This window comes from Caldicellulosiruptor diazotrophicus (assembly GCF_017347585.1).
In the GTDB taxonomy this organism is placed as follows: Bacteria; Bacillota; Thermoanaerobacteria; order Caldicellulosiruptorales; family Caldicellulosiruptoraceae; genus Caldicellulosiruptor; species Caldicellulosiruptor diazotrophicus.
The window spans coordinates 22,624-48,960 of record NZ_AP024480.1 but is presented as its reverse complement, the minus strand read 5'-3'; the positions used below and the strand labels follow the sequence as shown (position 1 = coordinate 48,960).

General features: G+C 33.9%; 21 protein-coding genes and 2 tRNA genes. 6 read left to right on the top strand and 17 right to left on the bottom strand.

The features are described from left to right. Positions 1-179 precede the first annotated feature (179 nt). The gene (locus CaldiYA01_RS00205; RefSeq protein WP_207180182.1) at positions 180-5,504 is read right to left on the bottom strand and encodes an S-layer homology domain-containing protein; all 5,325 of its coding nucleotides are present in this window, start codon (positions 5,502-5,504) and stop codon (positions 180-182) included. 251 nt (positions 5,505-5,755) lie between these two features. On the opposite strand from CaldiYA01_RS00205, the gene CaldiYA01_RS00200 reads away from it, so the two are divergent. From CaldiYA01_RS00200 to CaldiYA01_RS00180, 5 genes are all read left to right on the top strand, one after another. Beyond that, positions 5,756-6,058, top strand: coding sequence for a hypothetical protein (locus tag CaldiYA01_RS00200; protein ID WP_207180174.1), 303 nt, complete (start codon positions 5,756-5,758; stop codon positions 6,056-6,058). A 99-nt stretch (positions 6,059-6,157) separates the two neighbouring features. Then, positions 6,158-6,763: an IS607 family transposase gene (locus CaldiYA01_RS00195; protein WP_207180172.1), complete on the top strand. Its 606-nt coding sequence runs from the start codon at positions 6,158-6,160 to the stop codon at positions 6,761-6,763. Then, on the top strand, positions 6,732-8,255 hold the full coding sequence (locus CaldiYA01_RS00190) for an IS200/IS605 family accessory protein TnpB-related protein (RefSeq protein ID WP_207180170.1): 1,524 nt from the start codon (positions 6,732-6,734) through the stop codon (positions 8,253-8,255). Before CaldiYA01_RS00195 ends, CaldiYA01_RS00190 begins: the two co-directional genes overlap by 32 nt. 89 nt (positions 8,256-8,344) lie before the next feature. Continuing rightward, the gene (locus tag CaldiYA01_RS00185) at positions 8,345-8,698 is read left to right on the top strand and encodes a hypothetical protein (RefSeq protein ID WP_207180168.1); all 354 of its coding nucleotides are present in this window, start codon (positions 8,345-8,347) and stop codon (positions 8,696-8,698) included. A 50-nt stretch (positions 8,699-8,748) separates the two neighbouring features. Then, on the top strand, positions 8,749-9,294 hold the full coding sequence (locus CaldiYA01_RS00180; RefSeq protein WP_207180166.1) for a macro domain-containing protein: 546 nt from the start codon (positions 8,749-8,751) through the stop codon (positions 9,292-9,294). A 73-nt stretch (positions 9,295-9,367) separates the two neighbouring features. Here the strand turns inward: CaldiYA01_RS00180 and CaldiYA01_RS00175 are convergent, their stop codons facing one another. The 10 genes from CaldiYA01_RS00175 to CaldiYA01_RS00135 all read right to left on the bottom strand — a co-directional run bounded on the left by CaldiYA01_RS00175 (position 9,368) and on the right by CaldiYA01_RS00135 (position 20,189). Continuing rightward, on the bottom strand, positions 9,368-10,012 hold the full coding sequence (locus CaldiYA01_RS00175) for a coiled-coil domain-containing protein (protein WP_207180163.1): 645 nt from the start codon (positions 10,010-10,012) through the stop codon (positions 9,368-9,370). Positions 10,013-10,094: 82 nt separating this feature from the next. Continuing rightward, a complete protein-coding gene (locus tag CaldiYA01_RS00170) occupies positions 10,095-11,471 on the bottom strand; it encodes an undecaprenyl-phosphate glucose phosphotransferase (protein ID WP_207182687.1) in 1,377 nt (458 codons plus the stop codon). Between the two features lie 50 nt (positions 11,472-11,521). Next, positions 11,522-12,619, bottom strand: coding sequence for a glycosyltransferase (locus tag CaldiYA01_RS00165; RefSeq protein WP_207180161.1), 1,098 nt, complete (start codon positions 12,617-12,619; stop codon positions 11,522-11,524). Then, complete coding sequence (locus tag CaldiYA01_RS00160; protein WP_238480551.1) at positions 12,616-13,386, bottom strand: glycosyltransferase; 771 nt, start codon at positions 13,384-13,386, stop codon at positions 12,616-12,618. Before CaldiYA01_RS00160 ends, CaldiYA01_RS00165 begins: the two co-directional genes overlap by 4 nt. 112 nt (positions 13,387-13,498) lie before the next feature. Beyond that, complete coding sequence (locus tag CaldiYA01_RS12185) at positions 13,499-13,708, bottom strand: hypothetical protein (protein ID WP_238480550.1); 210 nt, start codon at positions 13,706-13,708, stop codon at positions 13,499-13,501. Then, the gene (locus CaldiYA01_RS00155; protein WP_207180159.1) at positions 13,708-14,826 is read right to left on the bottom strand and encodes a glycosyltransferase family 4 protein; all 1,119 of its coding nucleotides are present in this window, start codon (positions 14,824-14,826) and stop codon (positions 13,708-13,710) included. The genes CaldiYA01_RS12185 and CaldiYA01_RS00155 overlap by 1 nt, the downstream gene beginning before the upstream one ends. Before the next feature lie 2 nt (positions 14,827-14,828). Further along, complete coding sequence (locus CaldiYA01_RS00150; RefSeq protein ID WP_238480641.1) at positions 14,829-16,163, bottom strand: hypothetical protein; 1,335 nt, start codon at positions 16,161-16,163, stop codon at positions 14,829-14,831. Positions 16,164-16,198: 35 nt separating this feature from the next. Beyond that, positions 16,199-17,272, bottom strand: coding sequence for a glycosyltransferase family 4 protein (locus tag CaldiYA01_RS00145; RefSeq protein WP_207180157.1), 1,074 nt, complete (start codon positions 17,270-17,272; stop codon positions 16,199-16,201). A gap of 62 nt (positions 17,273-17,334) precedes the next feature. Further along, a complete protein-coding gene (locus CaldiYA01_RS00140) occupies positions 17,335-19,542 on the bottom strand; it encodes an O-antigen ligase family protein (protein ID WP_207180155.1) in 2,208 nt (735 codons plus the stop codon). A 14-nt stretch (positions 19,543-19,556) separates the two neighbouring features. Then, entirely contained in the window at positions 19,557-20,189 is a 633-nt protein-coding gene (locus tag CaldiYA01_RS00135) for an MBL fold metallo-hydrolase (protein ID WP_207180153.1), read from the bottom strand. Positions 20,190-20,348: 159 nt separating this feature from the next. Between CaldiYA01_RS00135 and CaldiYA01_RS00130 the strand changes: the two genes are divergently transcribed. Then, positions 20,349-20,921 carry a stage II sporulation protein M gene (locus CaldiYA01_RS00130; RefSeq protein WP_207180145.1) on the top strand — a complete coding sequence of 191 codons (573 nt, stop codon included), beginning with the start codon at positions 20,349-20,351 and terminating at the stop codon, positions 20,919-20,921. Positions 20,922-20,972: 51 nt separating this feature from the next. Here the strand turns inward: CaldiYA01_RS00130 and CaldiYA01_RS00125 are convergent, their stop codons facing one another. The 6 genes from CaldiYA01_RS00125 to CaldiYA01_RS00105 all read right to left on the bottom strand — a co-directional run bounded on the left by CaldiYA01_RS00125 (position 20,973) and on the right by CaldiYA01_RS00105 (position 26,221). Then, a complete protein-coding gene (locus tag CaldiYA01_RS00125) occupies positions 20,973-22,106 on the bottom strand; it encodes an aldo/keto reductase (RefSeq protein WP_207180143.1) in 1,134 nt (377 codons plus the stop codon). A 270-nt stretch (positions 22,107-22,376) separates the two neighbouring features. Then, a tRNA-Glu gene (locus CaldiYA01_RS00120) sits at positions 22,377-22,451 on the bottom strand. 22 nt (positions 22,452-22,473) lie between these two features. After that, positions 22,474-22,549 (bottom strand) — tRNA-Lys (locus tag CaldiYA01_RS00115). A 91-nt stretch (positions 22,550-22,640) separates the two neighbouring features. Next, entirely contained in the window at positions 22,641-23,888 is a 1,248-nt protein-coding gene (locus CaldiYA01_RS12390; protein WP_269076406.1) for an ABC transporter ATP-binding protein, read from the bottom strand. Next, complete coding sequence (locus CaldiYA01_RS12175) at positions 23,791-24,438, bottom strand: ABC transporter transmembrane domain-containing protein (protein WP_269076405.1); 648 nt, start codon at positions 24,436-24,438, stop codon at positions 23,791-23,793. The genes CaldiYA01_RS12390 and CaldiYA01_RS12175 overlap by 98 nt, the downstream gene beginning before the upstream one ends. 31 nt (positions 24,439-24,469) lie before the next feature. Beyond that, positions 24,470-26,221: an ABC transporter ATP-binding protein gene (locus CaldiYA01_RS00105; RefSeq protein WP_238480549.1), complete on the bottom strand. Its 1,752-nt coding sequence runs from the start codon at positions 26,219-26,221 to the stop codon at positions 24,470-24,472. Positions 26,222-26,337 lie beyond the last annotated feature (116 nt).

The following is a 26,337-nucleotide window of genomic DNA, read 5'->3' as shown; positions in this document are numbered from 1 at the left end:
ATATTTAAAAATTTGTTTTTCTATTGTCAACCTTTATTACATTATAACTTTTATATTTTAATGCATCTATTTTCTCTTATCAAGCTAAAATTTGTTTGCTGTTTTTTGAATACAATGTATATTCTTGTTATATCATAAATAAATAATGAGGGAGAGATTTGTCTCCCCCTCATTTCTCCTTACTTTTTTATGGTATTCATCTGCTTGAAATTATTTTTTAGCTGAAGCATCTTTATAAATATTCTTCTTGGTGAACCACCGCTCGAAGAATTTTGAGCCTGATATACTTTAATCGGACATTGCAATGTATAATTTCCATCATACGGCGTAAATGGAAGATTTATAATCAGGGTGGAATTCAAATCACCATTCACACCTGCCAAGATGATGCTCCATGTATCTGCTTTATCATCAAAACCCATGAAGAATTCTTCAAGATTATATTCATTCAAATCCTGTGCTTTTATTACAGCAGTTACTGGATACGGTATAGCAGAAGCTACAAAGGATATACTTGGTTGATTCTCATATGCCATCTCCATGCATACGCCGGTTTCTCCTATGATGTAGTGACTGTAAGTTGGAATATAAATGTCCAATTTCAACACATCGCCCTGGTAAACACTATCTAATGTGGTTGGCTCAAACTCCCAAGTATCCTTATTGAACTTATACACACTTTTTATTGCAATTTTGCTTGCATCAATGCCAAGGTCATAAGTTATAATCTGCGGATAAGGTGAAATAACAAGCTTTTCTGTTGGCTTGTATCCCAATGACCTTGGGTCATCATAGTAAGGATTGTGTGCAAAAACCCAAACGTACCCATAATCACCAGGGGCAAATTTGGCTTCACGTCTTTTGCCTATAAAAGTTGCAATCTTGGCATAAGATGCAGATGTTTCAAATCCAATGTAGAGTCTATCATTTAAGCCCAATCCACCCTCAGTAAAGTGAGGTATAAATTGGACAGTGCTGAACTTAGCTAAATCAAGATCTATTTGGGAATCTTCGAAGACATTTAATTTTGCATATGCATAGTTTTTGACGTCTTCATCTCCGTCTCCATACACAATCTTTGCAACATATTCTCCTTTAGTAATAATTAGAGGCAACCTGCCAGCTGCATCTGTTGTTCCAACAAATAACTCCTTGTAAGTATCTTTGTCGATAATGTAAATACTTGCACCTACAATGTCAGCCGTGCCATCATATACATGTAGCTGTACAGATGTATCGTTATATATATTGTTGAAAACAGTAACTTCTTCTGAGTCATAACCATCAAAGCTCAAGCTTCTTTTTACTACAAAACCTTCTCCAAATACTGTTACATTGTTATCAAAATATACGCTCATATCAACAGAAATTTGTCCATCATTGGTATAGAAAAGTTCCATTCCATTTCTAACTAAACCAAATTGAGTTACTTCTGTGCCATTTAAATTAAATTTTATCGTGACCGGTTTTAATTTCTCAATAACATCAATATAGCCTTTTAGTTCCATTCTTGGTGTTACATAAACTCTGTATGATATAAATTTAGTAGGTGTAACGTCAAACGTAACTTTTCCGTCTCGGTCAGTATATCCGGCAAATGCAACTTCATCAGTTTGCGTAGTAAAGTCATAGTAAGTTACTGTAACAAGCCTTTCTGGTTGTAGATTTCCTTTGTAGTCTTTAACAACAATCTGCACAATGTTCGGCAAATTATAGTAAACAACTTCTGGTACTATTTCTGCTTTGTAGTAATTTCCATATTTATAGTTAGTTGCTGTACATGTTGGATACGAGTTTCTGTCCCACCAGTGGTCAGAGCTAATATCATCATCTGTTACATTGAAGTAGCTATAATCAATTTCCACTCCTCCAAGACTATCCCTATCATCCCACGTTACATCAAGCTGGTACCAATCTCCATCAAGCTTTACCATATTCCATGCATGCCCTACTTTGCTTGCCACATCACCTGCTTCACCGTATACAACAATTGTTTCTATCCCTGCAGTGTTCAAAAGTACATACATTGCTTTTGCATAACCATCGCACACAGCAAGTCCATTTATAAGTGCTCCATATGCGGTGTGAATGTCAAATGGTCCACTTTGGTTAAGATAGCTTTCAATATCATACCTTGTATGAAGTATTAAATAGTCATGCAACGCCAAAACTTTGTCATAGTCATTATATGTCTGGTCTATTACTGTTTGAACTATTTCTTGAGCCTTTTGTAAAACTGCTTGTCTTCTTGCAATTCTTTCTTGTTTTTCATAAATATAAGGAATTATAAACATCATAACATCTTCAGCACTGCCTGTGAAAAATCTGATACCTATAACGTCATTTACTCCATAATCCAATGCCAGCGGGTAATTTCTCATTAAATTCATGAAAATATTCTGACACATCTGGTTATAGTCAACTATTTGTAAATTTGCAGGCAAACTTATAAATATTACATCATCAGCAGTTGAGTCGATTTTGTATGAAACCTTTTCAACTATTTCTGATACATTAGAAGTCTTCTCCGCATACCCTGAAGCATCACTATTTGAACTAATTTCAAAAGAATAACTCTTTTCTAAGACAAGATTTTCATAAAGTGGTCCTAAATCTTTCTGAATCATTATATTATAGTTGCCATCTGTTGTATCACTGGGTACATAGAATAAAGTCGCGCAAACTTTATTTTCTAATATTTTTGTTGCTAATACGCTAAGAGGACGGTCCTGGGCAGCACCCTGTAATGTTATGTTTGTACCATAAGGTATCTCAAATCCAAGGAAATTAGGATATGCATCATCTATTACAACATCTAAGCTGTAACCACTGTGTGTTTTTATATTTTCGTACAAAACAGCAACAGATCCTGATTTTAAGCCGGTTATTCTTTCATCATTTATATTACAAACAACCAAGTCACTTTCATTTTCGTTTATGTTAAAATCTACCTGTTTGGTAACTTCTTCATCAGGTAAAGTAAGATCAATTGACAAAGGTAATCTATTTTCATCCACAGCAAAAGTGTACTTTAAATGAGAATTATTAGTATCAAAAGTTTCTACCTCAACCGCATCTAAGGTATATGTTCCTTTGGGCAAATATACACTCAAATCATCAGACAATTGATATCTTTGGTTATTTAGCTTTACATACACGCTCTCTGCAACAGAAGTTAAGTTCGACAATCCATTAAATGTAAATGTTAATTTTTTAAGTGAGGTAAAAGCAAACTGTAAAGTAGCACCTGAGGTATTTAGCTGGCATGTTCTAACAAAATACAATTTTTCGCCATTTATCTCCTTTGCAATCTTAATTGTGTACGTGCCTTTGTTTGCAATTATATTTATCTGGTTGTTCTGGAGATTTACTTTTACATCATCGGTTGTAAAAACATCACTGTAAGTACTATTTGCCACTGAAAACTCATAATCTGTTAACATTTTGTTTCCATAAGAGAAGTTTATAGTAGCATTTACAAACTCAGATGTTGTTGTGTCAACAACAATTCTGTTCATTCCGTTTACCACATTTACACTGCTAATCAACGCATAAATAAGCCCCTTCTCAGTGGCATACTTCCATGCCAAAATTTTGTAATCATTTCCTACTGGCACAATTACACCTAATTCAGTTGTATTTACATGATATGTTTGGCTAAACTGCGAAGATTGCCTCACAATTTTTACATTAAACTGGTCTTCATAAATATCAGCACCTGTTTTTAACTTAAGTTTTATAACACCTTCTGTTGGTTTGATTGCATACAAAAGACCAGCATAGTTTTTCCCATCTACATTTATAATTAATTCTTTGCTCTCAGAAATATTCAGTGAAATTGTTGCAACACCGTTTGAATTTGTATAGCTACTTTTGCCCTCTATCGTTACTAATTTGCCAGAAAGAGGATTGCCCTGAGCATCTTTCACTGTAACACTGACAGTATTGTCCTGAGCAACTAAGATTGTCTCCTTGTCAACAGAAACCGAAGCAATATTTTCTGAGCTTGACACACCTGTTGAACCTGATGGCAAACTGCCTGTTGAGCCAGAAGGTGTCCCACCTGTTTGTCCAGAGCCAGATAGAGTTGTGCTTCCTATACTTCCAACAGAAGCCTGGCTGCCTCCCTCTGAAAGAGAAGCAATGCTATCTGATGTTGTTGGGGAACTAGTACTGCTTGCATTACTCTGACTTGAAGTTTGCAGCTGATTTCGGATTTTTTCCATTTTGCCCTCTATAACTGTAACTATTTGCCCTTTTGTGGTCTCATTATTATTCACATATACCTTCTCTTCATTTACTTGTATTTTTTCGATCATGCCCTGTGACAATATTTTAACGTTCTGCGAATTTACAGTCAGTTCCTGTATTTTCGAGTTTGTTTCAACTTTTAAATTTGCTTGGTTTTGAATTATAACCTTATTTATATTCCCTTGAGTTATATTAACTTCTGCCTTTGCCGAAATAATTTCAACGCTCTCTGCATTTCCTTTTATAGAAACAAAAATATTTGAAGATTCATTTGAACTAATCATAATACTTTTTATTGGTAACCTTGACAAATTCTCTATTATTGCATTTTCTTTTACTTCTACTTTTTCAATATTAGAATTTCCTGAAACTACAACTCTTGTAGCCGCCTGAATATTGTCAACTCTTACCTTTTGTGCTTTTACATTTTCTAAAGTTATACTGTGTTCACCGCCACCGCGAATTATAATGCTGCCATTAATATTGGAATTCTCAATTCTTACACTTCCCCTACCCACACCTTCCGCAATAATTACATTTCCGTTTACTGAAAAGCCATTTATTCTTACACCAGACTTGTTGATAACAAGATTGCCTTTTACTTCTTTTGAAGTGTAATATCCCTCTTTATGTAAAAGTAAACCCATTATATTGTCTAAGATACTCAATGCCTCTGCCCGAGTTATAAACTTTTTGGGTTTAAATGTCCCATCTGGGTATCCTTTTATATAATTTTTTTGCACAAGCGCAGCTACATAATTTCTTGACCATGAAGAGATCTCATCTGCATCTTTAAAAGCAGAAAGCACATTGTTGTCATTGACCTGTTCAATCCCAAATACTCTGGCACATATGACAGCTGCCTCTTCTCTTGTTATATATTGGTTAGGTCTTAATGTTTGGTCGTTGTATCCAGTTATATATCTTGACAGTGAATTCAAAGCTGAATAATACCAATCTGTCTTTTTTACATCCTTAAAATTTCTCCCAGCATCTATAGAAATTTCTCCAATGATATTGGCTAAAAACTTAGCAAACTCAGCTCTGCTTATACACTGGGAAGGTTTGAAAGTGCCGTCAGAATATCCTTTTGCAACCTGATATGTATTGCTCCACTTTTCGATAAGGTCTTTTGCCCAATAGTTTGAATTTACATCTTTAAATGCAGCTTGAACAAATGTAACCGGGAAGAAAAAGCTAAATATAAAAGCAAAAATCGCTATTACTGCAACTTCTCTGCGGAAAGAATACATCTTTTGTTTACCTCCCATTAAATGTTTTTATTGCTATCAAGATGAAAAATACAATTTACATTTTAGTTATTCTATTAAAATTTGTCAATATGTATTTTTGTGTGACAAAAGTTATTTTCACAACTTCGCATAAAAATTGAACTTTGAAAATTTTTATTGAGAAATATAATTATTTTTTGTGGTTATCGAAAAGAGGAAAATGGTAACAAGGAAAGTGGAAAAAATCTAAAAACTGATTTTAAAGGAGTGTGATGATAACTTTGAGCCAGAATGGTTGGCTTTTTCAGGAGGCAACAAGGCTGGCTCAAGAATATGGCTTTAAGTGTTATGAGATACATTCAAATCTTGTTAGAGTAAGAACCATTTGCGATGAGTGGCTTATTGAATACGTCCAGAGTTCCAAAAAACCGTTTTACCTTCATCATTACAAAGACAAGCCTCATCTTCAAAGAAAGTTCTATGACCTTCCCTTCTTGTTCAAGTCGCTTTTTCAGCATGACAGATTTGTACTAAACGGTAGAACAACAGTCCCTATAAAGAAAATCAGTGCATAAAAACTGCAAGTTGGTAAGTGAAATATCAAGGGAGAAAGGAGGCTAAAACAGTTGAAGATAATAATGCAGAAAGGTATAATTTTAATTAGGTGATGATAGATGTTATTAAGTATGCAAAAAGTAAAAGAAATATACTCAATCAGTCGAAGGACACTTATAAACTGGGAGAAAGAGGGGTTAATTACTCCTGTTAGAACCCCAAAGGGTAGAAGAAGGTATAAAAAAGAAGACATAGAAAAACTACTGGGTATGATAGAGGAAAAACCAAAGCCAACCGTTGTTTTGTATGCAAGGGTATCAACAAAAAAGCAAGAAGAGTACCTTAAAAATCAGATTAGAAGACTTGAAGAATATGCCAATTCTCAGGGGTGGCAGTATGAGACTATATCTGAGATAGCGAGTGGGGTAAACGAGAACAGAAGGGGACTGTTGAAACTTTTGAACAAGATTAAGAGAGGAGAAGTTGAAAAAGTTGTAGTGGAGTATCCTGACAGACTTGCAAGGTTTGGGTTTGAATATCTCAAATTTTTCATGGAAAGCTATGGAGTAGAGCTTATAGTGCTAAACGGTCAAGAAAACGAAGAAGACATAAACAAAGAACTGGCAGAGGATTTAATAGCGATAGTAACATTTTTTGCAGCAAGGATTTACGGAAGAAGAGGTGCGAAAAAACATGATAACTATACAAGCGAAACTGATATTTGAAAGTAGCGAAGATAAAAAACAAGTATTAGACCTTATGAGAAGATGGACTTCGTGTATGAGATTTGCATACAAAAGGCTTTTAGAAGGCTGGGATAGAAATACCCTCAAAAGAGAACTTCAGGGGATTTTCAATTTGAACTCAAGGTATGTAGACGATGCAATAATGAAAGCAAGGAGCATCTTGGAAGCTTGCAAGCAAAGTGGCGAAGACCCAAGAAAAGTTGTGTTTGGTGGCAGGCAGCTTTTTGAAAAACTCAAGAGGCGGCATATAAACGGCAAGCCTTACAAAAAACTCAAGATTGAATGGCAGGAGAAAAGGAAGGGGAATCTGTATTCAAAAGGGGACAGGAGCAAGAAAGGTAATCTCAATACACGGATTGAGATAGATGGGGATTCTACCAAACTCAGAATCAACGTAGGAGAAAGGGAGTACGTATATGCGACGATACAGCCTGGATGGAAGATGAAAGACGGAACGTACACAGACAGGAATCAACTGCTACAGGCGATAAGTACTTGTGGAGAACCCTACTCCGCCCAGCTGAAACTCAGAAACGGTGTAGTATATGCCTACTTTGCTGTTGAAGAAGTTTTCCCAAAGCCTACGATAACGAGAGCGAATGGAGTTATAGGGATAGACACGAACGCATATCCCAAGAATGTGGCATGGGTAGAAACAGATGAGCAGGGACAACTTCTGGGATATGGTGAGATACCGATGCCAGAGCTTGAAAATAGCAGCTTTGACAAGAAGGAGTATTACAGGTGGCAGTATGCACACAGGATAGTACAGATGGCAAAGGGAAAACAAAAAGCCATAGTGATTGAAAGTCTTAACATACAGGACAGGGGAAGAAGAGGAGACTTTTCAGGTAGAAAATCAAGACGGATAAGGCATTACTTTGGATACAGGTTACTTTTAAAGAAGGTAAAACTTTTAGCAAAGCGAGAGGGAATAGAAGTTATAGAGGTTAATCCAGCATATACATCGGTAATAGGTATTTTGAAGTACGCACCGCAGTTTATGGTGACAAAAGATATAGCAGCAGCATATGTGATAGCAAGAAGAGGGCTTGGGTTAAATGAGAGGATACCGTCAAACTATATGGAACTTCTTAGCAGGCTTGATACCAGTAGTTTGGAAGAACTAAAAGAGCATGTGAGCAAAACGGTGAAGAATGTACGTTTAAGGAAGAAGCAGCATAAGGAGATTGAATATGTAATGCGGATGATACAAAGCCTTGGGAGTGAGCCAGGGAGACTACCTGAGCCACTGGATGGAACAAGCGAGGGTAGTCGTAGTAGAGACTACAATCTCTGGCGAGTTCTCAGGGTAGCGGTGGTAACTCCACTCTCTCCTGACAGGGTACTGCGTGACATGTCTGTCCTGAAATCGATATTGGTTTTGGGGCAAGTGGGGAGACCGAAAATCGGCGCGAGTTCCTGTTTCTTGGGACAGGGACGGCTGTGCAATTTTGCACAGTTTGGTTAACCAGGTGAAGCAAATTAAATGTAACATTTAAAGCTTTTGATACGTTTTATAAATTTGATGTATAATAATTTTTGAAAGGATGTGATTGCTTGAAGGTTAGTTTAATTTTCATATTAGGACTCTTGTCTGGTATAGGCCTTATAATAATTTATAATAAAGTATTACCTCTAATTCTTTTTAAAAAGAAAAATCCTCTTATAAAGATTGCACCCGAACAAAAATCGTTTGACGAGCTTGTTCAAGTTTACAATAGCGTATCACAAGATATAAAAAGAAATTTGGACGAATACTCCTCCTTCCCAACCACAGATTGCGGAAAATTACTTGCTGCAGGCCTTTTTACTCAAGTTACCGTGTGTCTGAGCATTCTTTCTTCTTTAGAAAAATTTGGCATTGACACAAAAGCTGTGTTTGACGAAATTGTAAGCAAAAACAAAGTTTAAGTTGCCAACTCAGTAAAAAAATTTTTTGAAATCTGGGGGGTAAAAATAAATTGTCCACGAAAGAAATTTTCCAAAAAATCACCATCAAAAAAGGTGATATCACAAAAGAAAATGTTGATGCGATTGTAAATGCGGCAAACAGCCACCTGCACCACGGTGGTGGAGTTGCTCTTGCAATTGTAAAAGCAGGTGGGCAGGAGATACAAAAAGAATCAGATGAAATTATAAATAAGATTGGCTTTCTGCCAACAGGAAATGCTGTTATAACAAATGCTTACTGCTTGCCTTGCAAGTTTGTAATCCATACTGTTGGTCCAATCTATGGTGAAGGCAATGAGGATGAAAAACTCCATAAAGCAATCTACAATAGCCTGTATCTTGCTCACCTTTATAATTTAAAAAGTATAGCATTTCCGGCTGTATCAAGTGGCATATTTGGATTTCCAAAGGACAGGTGCGCAAAGATTTTGATTGATACTGCTATTGAGTTTTTAAGCAATATTAAAACAAGCATTGAAAAGGTTGTGTTTTGCCTGTTTGATGATGAAACTTATGGTTATTTTGAAGAGTATTATAAAAATTTACTAAAAGAATAAATAAAAGGGGCTCTTTATCTCAAAACTGCCCCTTTTTTTCTTGTAATACACAAAAACAATTTATTTATGTAGTTTATATTAAAATTCCTATTTTTTCTTTCATAATCCTAAGATCAATGTCATGTCTACCATATTCTTCTTTTATTTTGTTAGTAACTTCAACAAGATTTTCTACTTTAGTTGAAGCTTCCTCTTTAAATCTGTTTATCTCAGCTTTAAAATTCTCTATATCTGCTTTAAATTGCATAACCCCTCCAAAAGCATTGAAAAGAGTATCTATGCATCCTGTATTTTCTAATACAGCTTGTCTTAAGCTTTGAATTTCTGTTTGCATATTTTTCATCTCTACTTGCATACCCTGCATCTCTGTTTGCATATTTCTGATGTCATTTTTGATAGTAGAAATTTCTCTTTCCAAAGCATAAACCTTTACTTCAAGTTCACCAACTCTTTCCTCAACCCTACCAAGCCTTTCCTCAAGCTTATCAAGTCTTTCTTCAACCCTGTCAAGTCTTTCTTCAACCCTGTCAAGCCTTTCTTCAACCCTGTCAAGTCTTTCTTCAACCCTGTCAAGTCTTTCTTCAACCCTGTCAAGTCTTTCTTCAACCCTGTCAAGTCTTTCTTCAACCCTGTCAAGTCTAATTTTTACTTCTTTTACATCGCTTTTTAGTTCCTCAATGCCTAAGACAATCTTTTCTAACATTTCTCTTTCTGACATAAGTAAATGACCTCCAAAAAATTTTCCTCTATAAATTCTATCAAACAACATTATAGAAATTCAACCAACAACTAATTACAGTTCAGTATGCATTCTCCATAAACTTGCCACCAAAAATGGTTGCTAGAATAATTTTAATATCAAGCCAAAAAGACCAATTTTCTATATACCAAATATCGTATTTTATTCTCTCTTCAATCGAAGTATCCCCTCGGAGCCCATGAATCTGAGCCCACCCGGTAATTCCAGGTCGGACTCTGTGTTTTATCATATATTTTGGAATTTCTTCTTTAAACTTTTCCACGAAATACGGTCTTTCCGGCCTTGGCCCAACTAAACTCATGTTGCCAACAAGAACATCCCAAAGCTGTGGAAGTTCATCTAAAGAAAGTCTTCTTAATATCTTGCCAACTGGAGTTCTTCTTGGGTCGTTCTTCGTTGTCCATCTTATTTTTTCTTCATTGGGGTCTTGAACATACATGGTTCTGAACTTGTGCATTTTGAAAACACGTCTGTTGTAACCTACTCTTTCTTGAGTGAACAAAACTGGCCCTTCTGATGTCAATTTTATCAAAATTGCTATGATTATGAATAAAGGAAGACAGAGGATTAATCCAATTAGAGAGACAACAATATCAAAGCTCCTTTTTATAAACCTGTTTGTCCACTCATCAAGCGGAGAATAGCGTATGTTTATCAAAGGGATTTTATCGATCTTCTCTATTTCTGCTTTTGATGGTATAAATTTAAAGTAATCTGGTACTAAATATGTTCTTATACCATACTTTTCGCAAATATCGACAATGTAATTTATTTCTTTTTCCTGATTAAGAGGAAGAACTATGATTATTTCATCAACATGGTTGTTACTTACAATGCTTTCTATGTCCTTAATTTTCCCCACAACTCTCTCATTCATAGGATCGCTTTCATTTACAACAAAACCAACGATTTGATAGTTATTCCTTTCGAAGATATTGCTTAATCTTTTTGAAATCTCATTTTGTCCAACAAAAAGAACTTTTTCTTTTGAAATTATCTTTGAGTTTGGTGAGAACAAGATCCTTCTTAAAATAAGTCTTTGAAGTATTGACATAAGAAAGTTTAAAATAACAAAGATAAAAAGAAAAATTCTTGAAAAATCAATAAGTTTTATGGTATAGAAAATCATCACTATAATCAGCAGAGCAAATATATTTGATCGTAAAATTCTCATAAAATCAGAAAATAATTTGAAATTACTCCTCATACTTTCTTTCTCAGATACTGTAAGAAAAAATAAATACAGAGGTACATGTAAAGCAACAATTAATAAATATGTCTGTATATCTAATGAGGCTGGCTTATTAAACAAGCCACTATTAAACTTTATAAACCACGATAAAATAAATGATAATAAAATTGCTGGAATATCAATAATCTTTGCTATCTTTATATAAAGTCGTCCCAAGTTATGCATCTCTACCATCCTTTTTATCCGTGTATTTTTGCATTAGTTCTTCCTTGTTTTTATTTACTAATCATGAGACTGTTTATAAATTCGATAAATTCCATTCTAAATCTTTCGGCGCTAAACTTTTCAGCATGAGATCTAATATAGTCCTTGTCGAATCTCTCAATATCTTTTTCGAATTTATAAACTGCTTCTTTCAAACTCTCAACATCCTGCTTTTCGAAAAAAACCCCCGTTTTACCTTCCTCGACCGTTTCAACAGCTCCTCCTTTCTTAAGAGCAATCACTGGTCTGCCGCACGCTTGCACTTCAACTGGAACTATCCCGAAGTCTTCTATGCCTGGGAAAATTAAAGCTCTACACCTTTGATATAAATCTTTTATAGTTTCATCTGGCTGATAACCCAAAAATTCAATATTAGACTTAGCAATTGATTTTAGTTTTTTGTATTCTGGTCCATCTCCTACAATTACTAATCTTTTAGATAGCTGATTAAAAGCTTCAACTGCTAAATCAACCCTTTTGTATGGGACAAGCCTGGATACAATTAGATAATAATCCTCTATATTTTTGTCCTTTGCTGGTGTAAAATATTCTGTATCCACAGGTGGGTAAATTACTTTGCAATTTCTTTTATAAAACTTTTTTATTCTGTTTGCCACATAATTTGAATTTGCTACAAAATAGTCAACCCTATTTGCTGCAATGGTATCCCATATTCTAAGATAATGAAAGTTCCGCTCTAAATATCTTCTGATTATGAGGTTATAGTCTTTCAAATACTCATGTGTCAAATCCCAAAGATACCTTGGTGGAGTGTGACAATAACATATATGTACACTATTGGGTGATGTTATAACCCCTTTAGCAAAGGCTGATGAAGAGCTTATCACTAAATCAAAATCACTCAAATCGAAATTTTCAAAAGCTCTTGGCATGTATTTGAAAAACAGTTGATGCTTAATGTGAGCTAATGGATTTTTTTGCAAATTCGACGTAATTATTAAATACTTATCAAAATACTTTCCTAATTTTCTTCTGTTATATACGAGAGTATATATGGGGGCTTCAGGAAATAATTTCTTCAACTCTAATATAACCTTTTCAGAACCTCCCATAGTAGTCAGCCATTCATGCACTATTGCAACCTTCATTGAAGTCCTCCAATCATTTCATATATTTTGTATGTACTTTCAGCAATCTTTTTCCAATTGTAAATTTTCAAAATCTCTTGTTTTAACATTTCCGACTTTCTGTGTAATTCCCTATTTTTTGTATCTTTTAAAATTGCCAACATTTTTTCACTAATATCATCAATATCATTCGGATTTACATATAGCGCATTATCTTTAAAATATTCTCGTGTAGCACCACTAGTTGTAACAATCAGTTTACAGCCACAAAAAGCAGCTTCTAACGAAGCCAAACCTGGTGTTTCAAATAAACTTGGCATTATGTGAGCAATAGCACATTTATAAGCAATCCATAATTTCTTATCACTATGTTTTAAAGCAGGTAGAAAAATTATCTTTCCCTTACTTTTTAAAGCTTCTCTTTTGCATTGGTCATAATATTTTATCTCATTAAGATTTGGTGATCCTATCAAAATAAGTTTTATATTGTTTTCCCGAGCTATCAATTTATTAAATGCTTTTATAAGATTTAATTGATTTTTTCTTTTATCAAATCTTGCAACATAAAGAAAGTAAGGCGTATTAATATTATATTCTTTATTGAAATCCTCCTCATCTTCTGGCGTTATGGTATTTAAATAACCAGTTATTTCTTCAACATCTATTCCATTTGGTATTACATGAATTTTTTCAGGAAGAACATTAAAAGTCTTTCTCAAATAATCAGCTTCTAAAAAGGAATTAGGCAATAAACAATCAGCAAGCTTTAGAAGTTCTAATCTATCCAATATAGCACTTCTAAATGGTAACCTTTTACCAATAAAAGTCGCTATTTTATAGGAAAGATAATGCTTATTGTCAAAGAAAATAGGCGATATTACTACCTTTTTTTTTAAACTCTTAGCTGCATTCATAAGAGGAAAAAGAATGTATTCTGAGCCAAAAAAAATGAATTATGTCATAATCAGCAAGTTTTGTGTTTACAACATCAAATATTGCTATTTCCAACTTGAATAACTTCTCAAGATACTTTTTTGTTTTCAACATCTGAATTTCTCCTCCACCTATATTTTGAAAAGCTAAAGGTGGAGTAACAAATAATACTTTCACTATTTTGCACCATCCTTTAAATTATAGAATAATTTAACATATTTCTCTATTACATGATTGTTCTCAAATTTTGAAGATAACTCATTGCATTTTTTTCTATATTTCTTATAAGCCTCGCTGTCAACATAAAAATTTATTATCTTATCACTTAGTTGCTTGCAATCTAATGGATCAAACTTAAGTTCATCTATGGTTATTAGTTCCTTTAAAGAAGATGTATCAGCCACAAGTACAAGTGCTCCATTTTTAAGTGCTTCAACTACTGGAAGCCCAAATCCTTCATAAAAAGAAGGAAATACAAAAATAAAACAGTTTCTCATTAGTAGATTTTTCTCTATATCACTTACATACTCTAAATATTTAAGACATCCGGTTTTAGAATATTTTTTAATACTTTCAATAACCTTATCACTTTTCCATCCGATTTTTCCAGCTAAAACAGTTGGCATACCTGTCTTAGCATAAACATCTTTGCATATTCTGAGTAAAATCTCTGTATTTTTTCGGGGTTCTATAGTACCTACATACAAGATGTATTTATTTTTAGCAAGATTATATTTTGATAAGTATTCTTCCTCATTAATATTATCCATATCAGCAACAATCACTGGATTATAAATAACACATATTTTTTTTGAATCAACATTAAAATAATTTAATATATCTTCTTTTGTTGAATTAGAAACAGCTACAATTTTATCAGCCATTCTAATTGAATAAGGTATAAATACCCTATTGATAAAATAGTTTAATCTTTCCATAGTCTGTGGATATTTATAACACACTAAATCATGTACTGTTAAAATTTTTTTTACATTTTCGTTTCTTATAAACGGCAAAATATTTTGTGTCCCCCAAAACACATCGATATTATACTTTTTTATCAAATAATCTGTTCTTTGCATATACCACAGAGTTCCCTTGAGAAGTTTATAATCACTCTCAATAACAGTAATTACATTCGGGTAATTAAAGTCTAAAAATATTTCTTTATCAGAGAAAAGGAAAAAGTTAATATCATTACATTTTTCAGGTAATACTTTTAGCAAGTTATAAAGGTAAAATCCTATTCCTGTTTTAATCTTCCCCAATGGTCTTGCATCTACACCAATATTCATTTTTATCCCTTTCTCTCGTAATCTGTTATGAAATAGTAATACGGCAAGAATAATACCAACCAAAACTGATAAAACAGAAGATTATTAAACCAGCTTATTATAAAGTATGTGAGTAGTAGAGAGCAAAAATTTGCAAAGTGTAATCTAATATCCAATTCCTCATATCTTATACTTTGATACACCTTATAAATATCTTTAAACAGCCACAACAAGAAAAAAATAGTCCCTACTAAACCACAATATAAAATTAAATTTAAAAAAGAAGAGTCAAAGCCAATAAATTGCAAGCCATATTTTATATTCAGAAAACCATACCCATCCCCTATCAATAATTTAATTGGAGTTTTTCTAATATAATCCAGCGCACTATTCCAGCTTTGTATACGTGCATGAGCAGAATTATCTACCGGAATACTTTTTACTCGTTCGAAGATCTTGTAAAAATCTTTATCCAATAACGTTGTAAACAGCAAAATGGTATCTACTAATATAAGTTTTTTAAAAATCTCAATCTTCTTCTTAGCAAAACTCCAACTTCCTATCAAAGCAGTATTAAAAAACACCACCAAGAATAAACCTAAAATTGAACTTCGAGATATAGTCTTTAACAACGTAACGTTAAAAAAAACTAATAAAACAATTTTTTGGATTAAACTTTTTTTGTCTTGCAAACTCTGCCTTAGAAAACTTATTATTGTGATGCTAATAAACATAACTAATATATTCCCAAAAAAATTGGGATCAAAAATATTGCCAATTAATCTAAATTTATGAGGATCAAGATTGAGATAAATCCCATGTTGTTGAAAAAAATTATTCAATCTTTCTGTATCTGGCTCAATAAGGTAAATAATCCATCCAATTATACAGAGTAGTAACCCAATCTGAGTATAAAACCATTCTATTTTGCTAATATTTTTTTGTAGATTAAAAAATAAATAAATTATGAATGCAAAATACACCAAAGAAAAAAATCTTAAATAGTACAGAAGTGGCAAAATATTGAACTTATAAATTATGTAATTAACCAATATAGAAAGTAATATTAAAGTTAACAATACTTCAACTGAGTCAAAGTCTTTTAAGCTCAATTTTCTGAATAAATCTTTATTTTTCTTAAGAAGAGTTAATTCATAAACAAAAAATATAACAACAAAAATTAATATGCTAACTTCTGTCAGAGATATTGTACGGGAGAAGAAGGGTAACTTTATTATTCTTGAAAAATTTCCTGTTAATATATAGCACATATATAATATTATACCTGCTGTATTAAATATGATTTTTATTTTCCCTTTTTGCCATAATTCTTTTGTTAATTGTTGCAATATTATCACCCTTTGTATTTTAAACAATAATAAATTCAAACAATTTATGAAAATATAAAGTCGAATATTTTTTTACTCAAGACCTGCCAATTATATTTGGAAATATATCGACTGATAACTTCAAACTCGGACTTTGGTTGGTTGAGCTTTTCAATTACTTCTAAAACATTTTCTTCAGGAGATTTAAATACATCTATATAAATTGCATGTTCATCTAAAATCTCTGGTAAAGATGTACAATTTGAGGCTATAACTTTTGCACCACATGCTAAGGCTTCTAAAGGAGGCAGTCCAAAACCCTCATATAAAGAAGGATATAAAAAGGCTTCGCATCTGCTGTACAAAAAACAGAGTAAATTGTCATCAAGTTTTTTTAATCTAATAATGTCTTGGTCACTTTCATTATCCCACACATTTGATACCAATTTATGTGCTGGATAAAACCTCTTCAAACTCTTGTAAAGCTCATAAGCATAGGAGAAATTCTTGTGTTTTTTGTTATTTCCTATAAATAAGAAAAACTTCTCTGGTAGATAAGAATATACATCTTTAAGACGTTCAATTTCTTCATCTTTCAGTTTTCTAAAAGTATTCACATCAATTCCAGGATATATTACCTTTATCTTTTCTGAATTGCCATAGTATTTAATTATCCTTTCTTTAGAATAGTTTGAAACAGTAAACACGTAAATAGCTGTGTTAATATAATACTTTACCAATGTTGAATAATATACTCTGTTCTTCAAACTCGAGTAAAAGTCCAAGTGCATTAAATCATGGATAGTTATATACTTTTTAATCCTTTTATCTATTATTGGCGGTGATGAAAATGAAGGCGAAAAATAAGCTATCTCTTCTTTTGTCCTCTTTCGAATTTCTTTTAAAACATTTGGAATTTCTATGTTTTCATACGGAGATAAAAAAGACGATTTAATTTTCACAATTTCCCTTACTTCCTCAAATGCTTTAGTCAATACATCAAAGTTTTTTATATCAGCAATAAGTATTAGATTCTGCTTGATGTTCTTCGGAGCATTTTTAATAATCTCATAAGTATATCTACTTATACCGTGATTTTTTTCTAAATTAATGCACCGACAATCAACCACACATAACATTAATTAGTTTCCTCCAAATGACAAATTTATCCTTTTACATATGCACTTAACATCCCTCAAAATTATATTTTCTTTTTGACTTCATTTACTATTTGTAATGTCCTGTCTGTTATACCAAATTTATGAGAATTCGGATCTTGCTTTACTACTTCAGGCATTTTTTCTTTCTCTTTTTTCACTCTCTCAATCTCCTGCGGAATCTTCAGTACAACTTCATAGTATTTTTTTGCCTTTTCCTTATCACCTTTTCCCAGGTAATAATCTCCAACCTTTGCATATGCATCAGCTTTGAGCTCATAGTTTGCCGGCTGAAGAGGCTGAAGTTTTATCCCCTCTTCTATCTGTCTTAAGCCCTCATCTATCGCACCGTGGGAGAGTAAATATACTGCATACTTAAACCTTATCTTTGCATTGAACCTGTCATTTACAATTGCCTGTTTGAAATAACCATCTGCCTTTGCAATTAGGTTTGCATCTTTGTTCTGGTCACCTATTTTGTATAGAGCAACTGCAAAGTCTGAAAGCGCATTGGAGCTGAGTGGGTCGTATGTGACAGCTTTTGACAAAAACGAATATGCAGCAGACAAATTCCCTGTCTGCAGTGCCTGCTGACCAATATTTGCATAGTAATTTCCAAGTCTGAAATTCAGTGAAATTACTATCACAAACAGATAAAATATTGCCAGCAAAGCAGGCACAAAATTTGTCTTTCTGCTCGAGTAAATCACCTTTTCTTGCTTATGCTTCTGAAGAATTTGTAAAGAGGTTGAAACTAATACCCCTAAAGCTGCAAATAGCATAACCTGCACAGACGCAAGCGAAAAGTCAAAGTCAAGTGCTGAGTGAAAATAAAGCTGTACAGCTGCAGCCACAAGCCCAGCAATAATAATATTCTCTTTTTGTTCTTTTTTAGCCCATGCCTTGAGCGAAGCAGAAAATAAAAAGCATAAAAATATTAGTAGTATACAAAACCCAACAATCCCCGTGTCAAGAAGCACCTGCAAAAAGTAGTTGTGAGACTGGGTTGTAAAATATAAATAAGACTGGTACATAAAATACAGCGATACCCATGCCCCACCCCCATAGCCAAATACAGGGCTTTTCAAGAATATCTTTAATCCATCTTTGTAAAACACTATTCTTTCAACAAAGTTTCTCTCTTTCCAGAACATGGCTATTGATTTGATTTTTTCAACCATATCTGAAGGAATTAAATGTGTCTTTAGAGCAATGGCAAAACCTAGGATAGCCAAAATGCCAACAACAGCTGCTCCAGCTATGTAAATGTTGTTGCTAATACCATAAAGTCTTCTCTCCACAAATCCAAAAACATATGTCAGAACAAATACCAGAACCATCTGCAAGAGCAAGACAAGCCAAAGTTTTACTTTCCCATGTTCATTTAGGTTTGCCCCAACCTTATTCAAAAAAGCAATAACAAAAGCGCCAACAATCGCTATGTTAAAAATGAGCGAAATTCTTTTTTCTCTTGGCAAAAGCAAGAAAAACACAAAAAGTGCAAGCAAGAGGGTAATATATGAGCCTCTTGAGTATGTAAAGAAAAACGCTGTAAATATAAAGCTTGAAAAGGCAAAATAGAAACTTTTAAGCAGCTTATTTCTACTATACATTGCCAGCATCAAAGAGATTATAAATCCAAACGCTAAAACAGTTCCTGCCGTGTTGTGATATTGAAGTGTTGAGTTTATCATATTCCCAACCCAAAGCCCGTTCATTGCCATACCAAGAGGACGTGCTGTTTCTGGAATTAATTTTACCGCTGCTTGATACCCAAAGAACGCAACACCTACTGTTGAGAGAAAAAGGCTATTTATAATTGCAAGCTTTTCTGCTTTGCCTTTTGAAATTCTTGATGCAACATAAAAAACTGCAAAGTAAAATGCATACTTGAAAAATTCTCCAAGAGCAAGCCTTCTGTTTGCTGCAAAAAAGTATGGAACAATATATGCAACCATAAAAAGAAGCAACATTAGTTCAAGTTTTGAATTTACTAAAAAACCCTCTTTTGAAAGATAAAGATATATTGCAAAAAGAATAAATATTCCAGCCATAATTGCTTGAAATACACCCAGTTCATAGTCAAAATAAAGTCCTCTGTAATATGGACTCATCAAAACAAGCACACAAAAGGCAAAAAGCACAAATACTTTGTATGCCGCAAGTGTATTGCTGGGAAAAATTGAGATTTTATTTTCACCAAATTTATTAGCATTCTGAGATATACTTTTCTTCTCACTTTTTTTCGCCATCTTACTAATTCTCCTTATCCTTTGTATTTAAGCAATATAACTTTTTGCTTTTCTGGAAGGTTATTTATCTCAATCTCATATGAATTCAACACTTCAACATCTTCAAAATGCTTTGTAAACTCCTCAACCTTTCCAAGGTCAAATTTGAGCTTTTCTGTCTTATAATGCATTGGAATTATAACTCTTGGATTTACAGCCTTTGCAACATTGAACGCCTCTTTTGCATCAATTGTATACACTCCGCCAACAGGAATTAAAAGAATATCAACTTTCCCCATCTTTTCAAGATCAGGTGCTGCAAGTTCATGACCCAAATCGCCAAGATGCGCAATACAAAACTCATCCTCAATGACAAACACAATGTTTTCTCCTCGTTTTTGCCCTTTTTCTTTGTCGTGGAAGGTCTTTATGCCTTTTATTTTAACACCCTTGACGTTAAATTCACCTTCCTTGTCGACAAGAACATAATCTCCTTTTATGCTGCCTGTATAGCCATGGTCAAAATGCTTGTGAGATGTCAAGACTACATCCGGTGACATATCAAATACTGTGTAGCCAACAGAACTGTCATATGGGTCTGTTAAGATTTTTACTCCTGATTTTGTCTCTATCAAAAAGCTTGCATGAGCAAGGTATGTTATCTTCATAGCAGTCCCCTCCCCTTTTTTGCATCATTATAATTATATATCAAATTGAAAATAGTGTTAATTAAAATTTTGTGAAAAATTGTTTTTAATATTTGCATACCCGTTACATTTTTGGTATCATTCTAAATAGAGACTTTTTGAAAACGGGAGATGTTCCTTTTGAGATATATTATTAGCATTTTTAAGTCTGAAAAAAAGCTTTTATTTACAGCCTTCTCTATTTTTATTGTTTCATGGGCGCTTGGAATTGTGTTATCCTTAGTATTTGAAGACCAAATAATAAAACTATTTAATACACTTATTAAAAAGTTTTTTCAAAACCTTCTCAAAAATGTTTCTACATCATCTGATTTGTTCTTTGTAATTTTAAAGAATAACCTTAGAGTATACTTAGTAATATTAACCTTAGGAACAATATCATTTGGGCTTGTATCTGCTTTTGTGCTATTTACAAATGGATTAATAGTAGGAATTGTATCAACAATATATGCAAAACAGACATCTATCTTAAAAACTCTGCTTCTAATTTTACCTCATGGAATATTTGAAATAAGCGCATTTGTAATTGGAAGTGTAGCATCGGCCATATTTTTAAAAGAGTCAATCTCAAAAAAACAACCAAATTTAAAAGAAGCATCTAAAAAATTCATAACTTTTTCAACTGCAGGCGCTTTACTTGTGGTCTTTGCAGCCTTTATAGAAGCTTTCATTACTCCAATTTTTGCAAAATAAAAGAGCTGGCAAACAAAAAATAGTTTAAAATACGCCAGCTCTTTTTTACTTTTATTTTGTTCCAAGCGTCTGAGAAGTTTCTTTTAACTGTTTTCTAATTTGAATTTTCTGAGGACATTTCTCTTCACAAATTCCACACTCTATACACTCCTCAGCTTTTTTCCCTGGCAGCCACTGAACAGTTCCAATTCTTGCATATTCAGCTTTCGCAAATTCAGTCAGTCCATATACCCTGTGATAGTTCATTATTTGGAAATTAAGTGGAATGTTTACCCCCTGTGGGCACGGCATACAGTAGTTGCACCCTGTGCAGTAAAGGTCTGCAAGTTTTTTATTTTCTTCCATGGCTTTTTTAATAAGTTCAAGTTCTTCTGTGCTGAGAGGGTTTGGATTAGAAGCAACTGAGGCATTTTGTTCAACCATCTCAACAGAAGACATACCAGAAAGTGCACAAGATACATTCTGGTTTGCCAAAACAAATCTGAGTGCTATTTCTGCACTTGACACAACTTTCCCTGGAAGAAGATTCTGAATGACAGGCGATGGTGCACCAAGCCTTCCACCACCAACAGGTCCCATCACAACAACCCCAAGCCCTTTTTGTGCTGCATATTCAATTGCTTTTTCATTGGTCCTATCAAGAAGATTGTACTGGCAAAGGACTGTCTCAAATACCTCTCCTTCGTCAATTATTTTTATCATATTTTCTGGTTTATCATGGAAAGAAAATGAAATGTGACCAATTAACCCTTCTTCTTTTGCCCTTTTTGCGGCAGAAAGTGGTCCTCCTTTTTTGATAATTTTTTCTTTGAATGTTTCATAGTTTATACCCCACATGTGGTAAAAATCAATTTTGTCAACATCAAGTTTTTTGAGAGAGTTTTCAAGTCTTTTTAAGAAATTGTCACCAGAATCATCTTCAATGGGATTTTTTGTTGAGATATAAACCTTGTCTCTTATACCTTTTATTGCTTTTCCAACAATTGTTTCGCTCTGCGAATCACAGTAATATGGAGCTGTGTCAATGTAGTTGACACCAAGCTCAACCGCTCGATGTATTATCTTTATACTTTCTTCTTCGTCATAAATCATCTTGTCATTTATTTTTTTTTGAGGAAGTCTCATAGCACCAAACCCCAAAGCCGATATTAAAACTTCTGTACTGCCAAACTTTCTGTAAAGCATTTTTCATATCCCCTTTCAATATCTGTGTAATCGTTTACTTTTTCATTTTATAAATATTTTTATTCTTTTGGCAAGTAGTAAAAATTCACAAGATAAATTAAGAAATTTAAACAAAAATAGGCAGGAAGAATTGGCTTCCTGCCTACTAAAATCCTATATTATGTTTTAAATTATTTTCGTTTCAGCTGACTTTATTGCTAAGCAATCAGAATATGCCTTAAAGTTTTTACCTTTCGCATTCGCAAAACTTATTTAGAACTATAAACAAAATGGTGACCCCGAGGGGATTCGAACCCCTGTTACAGGCGTGAAAGGCCTGTGTCTTAACCACTTGACCACGGGGCCACCTGTGACTTTTAAAATTAAATGGTGAGCCATCCGCGACTCGAACGCGGGACACCCAGCTTAAAAGGCTGGTGCTCTGCCTACTGAGCTAATGGCCCACACAAATTAAACACGGTTTATTATTATAAGTCCTTTCTGGTTATTTGTAAATACCAAAAATATATTCGCAGTATTTTTTCCTTATTTTTATCACCCTGCCTTTACAAATCTTATCTGGCTGGTACAAAGTTCGTAATAGATGCCTTTTTTCCTTATAAGACTATCATGCGTGCCCATTTCAGCTATCCTACCCTTGTCCATTACAATTATTAAATCTGCATCTTTTATAGTAGATAACCTGTGAGCAATTACAATTGAAGTACGGTCTTTCATAATTTTATTTAGAGCGTTTTGCACCATAAGCTCGCTATGTGTATCAAGCGATGCCGTTGCCTCATCCAAAATAAGAATCTGGGGGTTTTGAAGCAAAAGCCTCGCTAAACTTATCAGCTGTTTCTGTCCAGTAGATAGTCTGTTCCCCCTTTCATTTACCTGCGTATAGTAACCATCCTCAAACTGCGATACAAAATCATGTGCACCTAAAAACTTGCAAACCTCTATAACCTCTTCAAACTTGGCATCTGGCTTTCCATACAAAATATTTTCAAGGATGCTGCCTGAGAACAAAAATGGTTCCTGCTGGACAATACCTATAAGTTTTCTTAAACTTTTAAAGCTAATTTTCTTAAGGTCAATGCCATCAATGAGGATACTACCTTTTTGCGGGTCGTAAAACCTTGAAAGAAGATTTACAATTGCAGTTTTGCCAGAGCCTGTTGCACCCACAAGCGCAACCATCATTCCTTTTTTGATTTCAAACGAAACATCTTTCAAAACATACTCTTCATCTTTGTACGCAAACCACACATTTTTAAATTCGATCGAATTTCTGAAAGTAGATATTTCTACTGGATTTTTATCCTCTTTTATTTCAGGCTGGATAGAAAGCACCTCAAAGATCCTTTCTGATGATGCGCTTGCAACAAGAAGCTGATTGTAAAAGTTAGAAAGTGTAACAATCGGTCGCCAAAACCTGTCTAAATAGCCTACATACGCAATTAAAGTTCCAACTGTAACACCATTTATCTTAAGAAGTTTTGCTCCATAAAAGTAAATGATAAGTGTTCCTATCATTGAACATATCTCAACCGCAGGTGAAAATATACCGTTTATCCTGACAGCTTTCATCCATGACAAAAACACATCGTCTATGACATCTTTGAAAATAGCCCTGTTGACCTTTTGTCTGACATATGCCTGAATCACCCTGATGCCACTTATGTTTTCGTGTATATACGCATTAAGATTTGCAATTTTCCTTCGAACAGCCCTCCAGTTTCTTTTTATTGCATTTCTGGTTGTAAAAAGAACTGCTAAAAAAAATTGGTAAAGCTGCAAATGTTACTATTGCAAGTCTGGGATTTATATAAAACATTATTATTGCTGCCAAAACTAAGCTTGACATATCTGTTATCACATTTACAATGCCATTTGTAAATAGGTTGTTCAAGGTATTGACGTCATTGACAATTCTAACAATAATTTTTCCTGTTGAGTTTCTGTCAAAAAAGCTGAAAGAAAGACCTTGCACATGGTTAAAAAGGTCTTTTCTAATATCAAACAAAACCATTTGCCCCGTTCTGTTTGCAAGCCTTATCTTGTTTTTTGAACACTCTTTGTTAACAAAAAGCATTAAGATAAGCAAAGCTCCAATTAACAAAATTCCCTTGAAATCTTTTTTTGGAATATAATAGTCAACTGCCTGCTTTAGAAGATAGGGAGAAACTAAATCAGCAACTGTTGCTACAAACATGAAAATCAAGGTTAAAACCAGCCATTTTTTGTAAGGAAGAAGAAACTTAAAAAGCCTCTTCAAATATGGTATCTTTAATTCGTAATTTGTCTCTTCTTGAGAAAACATTGGCTTTCTGGCCACCGGGTCTGCCATTTTAAAAATTCCCCCCTTTTACAAAACTTTTTTAAGCAGGAAGTGAGTTTGCGCGCTCGATTAGTTGTTTTTTGAATGTTGTGTAATATCTACCTTTGAGTCTCATCAACTCTTCATGCGTTCCTTGTTCAACAATTCTGCCATCTTGCATGTAATAAATTTTGTCGGCATTGACCACGAGCTGGGATATTCTATGAGTTATGATAATTGTTGTTCTTCCTTTTATCACCTCTTTCAAAGTCTCTTGAATCTCAGCCTCAGTTTCAAAATCAAGATTTGACGTTGCATCATCAAGCACTAAAATTTTTGGATTGTATATGAGCGCTCTGGCAATTGCAATTCTTTGTTTCTGACCGCCCGAAAGTCCTATCCCTCTCTCACCAACAACGGTAAAGTATCCTTCTGGAAGTCTTTCAATGAACTCATCTGCCCTGGCAAGCTTTGCAGCCCATCTTATCTCTTCTTCTTTCGCATCTGGCTTTCCAAACGCTATGTTTGCGGCGATGGTGTCAGAAAAAATAAATGTCTCCTGCATTATTATTCCTATATTTCTTCTGAGAGAGCAAAGTTTGACATTTCTTATATCAATATCATCAATGAGTACCTTACCAGATGTTGGGTCATAAAATCTGGCAAGAAGATTTATTAAAGATGACTTTCCAGAACCTGCCTGACCTAAAATTGCAACAACCTCACCAGGTTCAATATGAATGTTTATTCCCTTTAGAACAAACTTATCTTTGTATTTGAAATACACATTCTCAAACTTTATATCACCTTTGATATTTTTAAGATGAATAGCATTTTTGGAACTATGAATTAAAACCTCACTGTCAAGCACCTCAAACACCTTTTCCAAGGATGCAAAGGCGTTTTGCCACTGGTTCACAAGGTTCTGAATATTACTAATTGGTCCAGAAAACAAGTTCACATAACTCACAAAAGCAAAAAGCGTGCCTATGGTAATCTTCTCATTTATAGCCAAATATCCTCCAACAACAAGAATTATGACTGAGTTTAGTCCATTTAAGAAATTGGCAAGAGGATTGTGCACCGACCTAATATCAGCAGCCTGGATATTTTTGCTTGTAAACTCAAATGCAACTTTTTCAAAACTTTTCTTTTCAAGTTCTTCATTTCCAAACGCTTTGACAACTCTTATACCTGTGATGTTCTCTTGGACCTTTGATGTAAGCTTTTCAAATGCTACTCTTATCTCCCTGAAGGTTGGCCGAAGTTTTTTGGCAAGGCTTTTGACGTTAAAGTAAATGAGAGGTGTTGTTGCAATGATCAAAAATGAAAAAAAAACGTTCATTGAAAGCATTATAGAAAGTGCCAATATTAATGTAATGACTATGCTAATTACCTGAACAAAACCTTGATTTAAAAAGTTTCGAATAGCCTCAAGGTCACCCACCATTCTGTTCATAATAGCTCCTGTTGAGGTTCTGTCAAAATATTCAAAAGACTGGTATTGAAGCTTTGTGTAGAGCTGCTCTCTGAGCTTATAGATTGTTTTTTGAGATATGTATTCAAATATATAGTTCTGAAAATAATTAGAAACTGCCTTTAAAAGAACAAGTCCCGATAAAATTAAAGCAAAATGATAAAGCTTTTCAAAGTACCTTGTAACAAAAACATCATCAATGATGTGCTTTGACACTTTTGGTACTGCCATACTGCAAAATATCCCTGCCAGCACTAAAATTAGACCAACTGCTACCAATAGTTTACAGTCGTCCAAATACTTCATGAGCCTCTTAAAATACCCCACCTTTCCCATCCTCTTTTCCTCAAAAATTTAATTTTATTATACACCCAATCTCAAAAAAAGTTAAGCCATTCCCACAAAAAAACACTTTTTCTTCTGCCGAAATAACACAAAAAGCCACCCGATTC

Bases quoted from the DNA above. Each gene is read 5' to 3' on its own strand.
- CaldiYA01_RS00205 (WP_207180182.1), bottom strand. From the start codon at position 5,504: ATGTATTCTTTCCGCAGAGAAGTTGCAGTAATAGCGATTTTTGCTTTT.
- CaldiYA01_RS00200 (WP_207180174.1), top strand. From the start codon at position 5,756: ATGATAACTTTGAGCCAGAATGGTTGGCTTTTTCAGGAGGCAACAAGG.
- CaldiYA01_RS00195 (WP_207180172.1), top strand. From the start codon at position 6,158: ATGTTATTAAGTATGCAAAAAGTAAAAGAAATATACTCAATCAGTCGA.
- CaldiYA01_RS00190 (WP_207180170.1), top strand. From the start codon at position 6,732: ATGATAACTATACAAGCGAAACTGATATTTGAAAGTAGCGAAGATAAA.
- CaldiYA01_RS00175 (WP_207180163.1), bottom strand. From the start codon at position 10,012: ATGTCAGAAAGAGAAATGTTAGAAAAGATTGTCTTAGGCATTGAGGAA.
- CaldiYA01_RS00170 (WP_207182687.1), bottom strand. From the start codon at position 11,471: ATGCATAACTTGGGACGACTTTATATAAAGATAGCAAAGATTATTGAT.
- CaldiYA01_RS00165 (WP_207180161.1), bottom strand. From the start codon at position 12,619: ATGAAGGTTGCAATAGTGCATGAATGGCTGACTACTATGGGAGGTTCT.
- CaldiYA01_RS00155 (WP_207180159.1), bottom strand. From the start codon at position 14,826: ATGAATATTGGTGTAGATGCAAGACCATTGGGGAAGATTAAAACAGGA.
- CaldiYA01_RS00145 (WP_207180157.1), bottom strand. From the start codon at position 17,272: ATGTTATGTGTGGTTGATTGTCGGTGCATTAATTTAGAAAAAAATCAC.
- CaldiYA01_RS00140 (WP_207180155.1), bottom strand. From the start codon at position 19,542: ATGGCGAAAAAAAGTGAGAAGAAAAGTATATCTCAGAATGCTAATAAA.
- CaldiYA01_RS00135 (WP_207180153.1), bottom strand. From the start codon at position 20,189: ATGAAGATAACATACCTTGCTCATGCAAGCTTTTTGATAGAGACAAAA.
- CaldiYA01_RS00125 (WP_207180143.1), bottom strand. From the start codon at position 22,106: ATGCTTTACAGAAAGTTTGGCAGTACAGAAGTTTTAATATCGGCTTTG.
- CaldiYA01_RS12175 (WP_269076405.1), bottom strand. From the start codon at position 24,438: ATGGCAGACCCGGTGGCCAGAAAGCCAATGTTTTCTCAAGAAGAGACA.
- CaldiYA01_RS00105 (WP_238480549.1), bottom strand. From the start codon at position 26,221: ATGGGAAAGGTGGGGTATTTTAAGAGGCTCATGAAGTATTTGGACGAC.